The following is a 3,217-nucleotide window of genomic DNA, read 5'->3' as shown; positions in this document are numbered from 1 at the left end:
AAACGTTACGGGGAAATAATCGATGTCCAGCATTCCATCCGCAAAGGGCATCGACAGCACGCTTGCCCTGCTGCGCAACCCATATGAGTTCATTCCGGACACATGCCGCGATCTTGAGGGCGACCTGTTCGAGACCCGCATCCTCTTTCAAAAGACGATCTGCATGACTGGTGCCGCAGCTGCGGAGGTCTTCTATTCCGAGGATGGGCTCGTGCGCGCAGGCTCGATGCCGAAGCGTATCCAGAGAACCCTGCTCGGCGAAAAGGGCATCCAGGGGCTCGATGGCGAGGCCCACCGTCATCGGAAGCGGATGTTTATGTCACTCATGGCGTCGGAGCGGATCGAAGCTCTCGAAAACACGACGCGGGACCTGTTGGACCGCTACGCACGGGACTGGCAAGCGGCGGAGAAGGTCGTTCTCTACGACGAAGTGCGCGAAATCCTCACCAGAGCTGCCTGCGCCTGGTCGGGCGTGCCGCTTCCCGAAGCGGAGGTCGAGACGCGGACGGCGCAGATGACGGCGCTCTTCCAAGACGCCGGGGCGGTCGGCTGGAAGCACTGGGGTGCGCGTCTGGCGCGGCATCGCGCAGAGCGTTGGACAGCCGGGATTATTGAACGGCTGCGCGACGGAAGCCTTCAGACAGGACAGGAAAGCGCCGCCCATGTCGTCGCGACGTGGCGCGATCTGAATGGGGAGCTGCTCCAAGGTTGCCGCCGTGGAGCTTCTGAACGTAGTACGCCCGATCGTCGCCGTCTCTGCGTTCATCGCCCAGGCGGCGCATGCCCTGCATCGGCATCCCGAGTGGCGGCAAAAGCTGAAGGACGACGAGGGACAGCTCGAACCTTTCGTGCAAGAGGTCCGCCGTCTGTATCCGTTCTTTCCCGCGGTCGCGGCACGGGTGAAGAGTGATTTCGAGTGGCGCGGATATCGCTTTTCCAAAGGGTACAGGGTTCTGCTCGACCTCTACGGCACAAATACCGACGCTCGCTCGTGGGACGCGCCGCAAGAGTTCCGGCCCGAGCGGTTTCACGATCGGGAGGTCACCCCCTACGACTTCATTCCGCAGGGCGGTGGTGATCACCACAGGAACCACCGTTGTCCGGGCGAGTGGATCGCGATCAGCCAGATGAAGGCGTTTTGCAGTTTCTTCGTGAACGCCATCGACTACGAAGTGCCAGATCAGGATCTGGATCTGGAAACCGAAGAACTGCCGCCCATGCCTAAATCCCGGTTCATCATGCGCAACGTCAGGCGTCGGCAGTAGCGTCGGCCTCCTCCGGCTCGACCGACCGCGCATCCTTGGTGGCCTCAAACGCTTCCCACGCAACGTAGGGCACGATCAGAAGCGCCGCGACCGGGTCGGCCCACCACCAGCCCATCCATTGCGTCAGACCGATCCCGGCCAACACCACGATTGTCTGATACTGGCAGATCATGGTGTCCTTGGCATCGTACTTCAGGGCGGGCGCATCGAGCCGTTTGCCATAGCGATACTTGCCCCAGGCGAGGAACGGGTTGACCACGAGCGAAGCACCCAGAATCGCGATACCCCACCAGTTGAAGCCCGGCGCCTTCTGCGAAATGAAGGCGGAGACCGCCTCGTAGAGGATCGCCGCGACGACGATCCAGAAGGCACAGGCAACCACGTAGAGCGCGACCTTCTTGCGGTGCAGGACCGTGCGCTTGCCGGCACCGTCCTTCTCCCCCTTCAAGCGCCAGATCAGCGTCGCGGCTGAGGTGGCTTCGACCGTGCTGTCGAGACCCCAGCTTACCAGTGCCGCGCTGCCGGTCAGAAGTCCCACGGTGACGGATACGACGACCTCGATGATGTTGTAGACGAGGCTGGCGATCTCGACGCGGATGCCGCGCGTCAGATTGGCCTGCCGGTTATCTTTCTGACTACTCATAAGGGGTCGTTTGCGGGAGAGTGTGGAATCCTACGCTAAGCTGACTGCGGCCGTTCGCGCGGGGTGCGGCGAATGACCGGTTTGAGCCCAATTGACCGCGTTGATGTCGGGTGAGTTCGCCGTTTCAGCATGTGCTTGCCCGTCGCGATCGGCCCTGACCTGCCGTTCAGTCCCTTGCCGATCGCCGCGGTGCAGCTTCACTAGACCGGCCATTCGTCCATCGCGCAGCATCATCGGAGGATGAAGGTGGGCAGGGCGGAGATGGTGTTGAAAAACTCCGCTTGAGCGACGTCACTGGTGCTGATTCAATTCTCCTGAAGCATGGGAGAACTGGCGATGATGGGGCCGAGGCAGGTTTCGCAGGGCGCGCTGTTCTACGAGTTCACGATAGAAGACCATGTCCCGGCGGACCATCTGCTCAGGGGCATTGACCGCTTCGTTGATCTCGGAGACATGCGCCGTCATCTCGCCCCATTCTACAGCACGACTGGCCGCCCCTCGGTCGATCCGGAGCTGATGATACGGATGCTCATCGTGGGCTATGCCTTTGGCATTCGGTCGGAACGGCGTCTCTGTGAGGAAGTCCATCTCAACCTGGCATATCGATGGTTTTGCCGGCTCGATCTGACCGACGCGGTGCCCGACCACTCGACCTTCTCGAAGAACCGGCATGGCCGGTTCCGAGAGAGCGATCTGTTCCGGCGGCTCTTCGAGGCAGTGCTGGCGCGGTGCATCGTCGAGGGGCTCGTGGGCGGTGAGAGCTTTGGGGCGGACGCTTCGCTGATCAAGGCGGATGCCAGCCGCTACACCAAGGCCGAATACTCGCAATGGTCAGCGGAAGATGACGCCAGGAGAGTGTCAGATCTTCTGTGTATGAGCGATCCGGTCCATGCTTCTTCGAAAGGAAGCATGCATGACGATTTCCAAGGAACTGCTGGACGAACTGCTGAAGGGCGTGGAGCGCCCTGAGGACCTGCTCGGCGAGGCCGGGCTGATGAAAGGTTACCGCCGAATTGCCGATATTGGCGTTGATCTTGACCAGGAAATTGCGACCGATGATCATCGGCTCGGCTTCGGGATGGTTGATATTGGCCGGGATTACCGCCCGTCCGCGCGCCACCTCGTCGCGCACGAATTCGGGGGTGACGAAATCAGGGATGGCGGCGCCGAGGTTTTCGCCGTCGCGCACCATCATTTCTCGAATCGCGGTGCGGCCTAAATTCTCGCGGATCGCGACAAACTCCTGACCTGCCCCCCGCGAAATCCCTCACCGTGATGTAGAGTCTGCGCCAACTTTGAAGGAGCAGGC

General features: G+C 61.4%; 3 protein-coding genes and 2 pseudogenes. 3 read left to right on the top strand and 2 right to left on the bottom strand.

What is annotated here, in order from left to right; translation table 11 throughout:
• The first annotated feature begins 22 nt into the window (after positions 1-22).
• A complete protein-coding gene (locus ACFSCT_RS10120; RefSeq protein WP_255471341.1) occupies positions 23-910 on the top strand; it encodes a cytochrome P450 family protein in 888 nt (295 codons plus the stop codon).
• Positions 849-1,265: a cytochrome P450 gene (locus tag ACFSCT_RS10115; protein WP_255471342.1), complete on the top strand. Its 417-nt coding sequence runs from the start codon at positions 849-851 to the stop codon at positions 1,263-1,265. The genes ACFSCT_RS10120 and ACFSCT_RS10115 overlap by 62 nt, the downstream gene beginning before the upstream one ends.
• Here the strand turns inward: ACFSCT_RS10115 and ACFSCT_RS10110 are convergent.
• Complete coding sequence (locus ACFSCT_RS10110) at positions 1,249-1,908, bottom strand: cation diffusion facilitator family transporter (RefSeq protein ID WP_082379096.1); 660 nt, start codon at positions 1,906-1,908, stop codon at positions 1,249-1,251. The two genes, ACFSCT_RS10115 and ACFSCT_RS10110, sit on opposite strands and share 17 nt — an antisense overlap.
• Positions 1,909-2,244: 336 nt before the next feature.
• Here ACFSCT_RS10110 and ACFSCT_RS10105 point away from each other — a divergent pair.
• A pseudogene (locus tag ACFSCT_RS10105) lies at positions 2,245-2,712 on the top strand (transposase); the annotation flags it as partial.
• Between the two features lie 154 nt (positions 2,713-2,866).
• Here the strand turns inward: ACFSCT_RS10105 and ACFSCT_RS10100 are convergent.
• Positions 2,867-3,151: pseudogene (locus ACFSCT_RS10100) on the bottom strand (phosphomethylpyrimidine synthase ThiC); the annotation flags it as partial.
• Between the last annotated feature and the right edge of the window lie 66 nt (positions 3,152-3,217).

This window comes from Paracoccus pacificus (assembly GCF_042680785.1).
Lineage (GTDB): Bacteria > Pseudomonadota > Alphaproteobacteria > Rhodobacterales > Rhodobacteraceae > Paracoccus > Paracoccus pacificus.
Note: the sequence above shows the minus strand (reverse complement) of the source record. Positions and strands in the feature narration are given on the sequence as shown.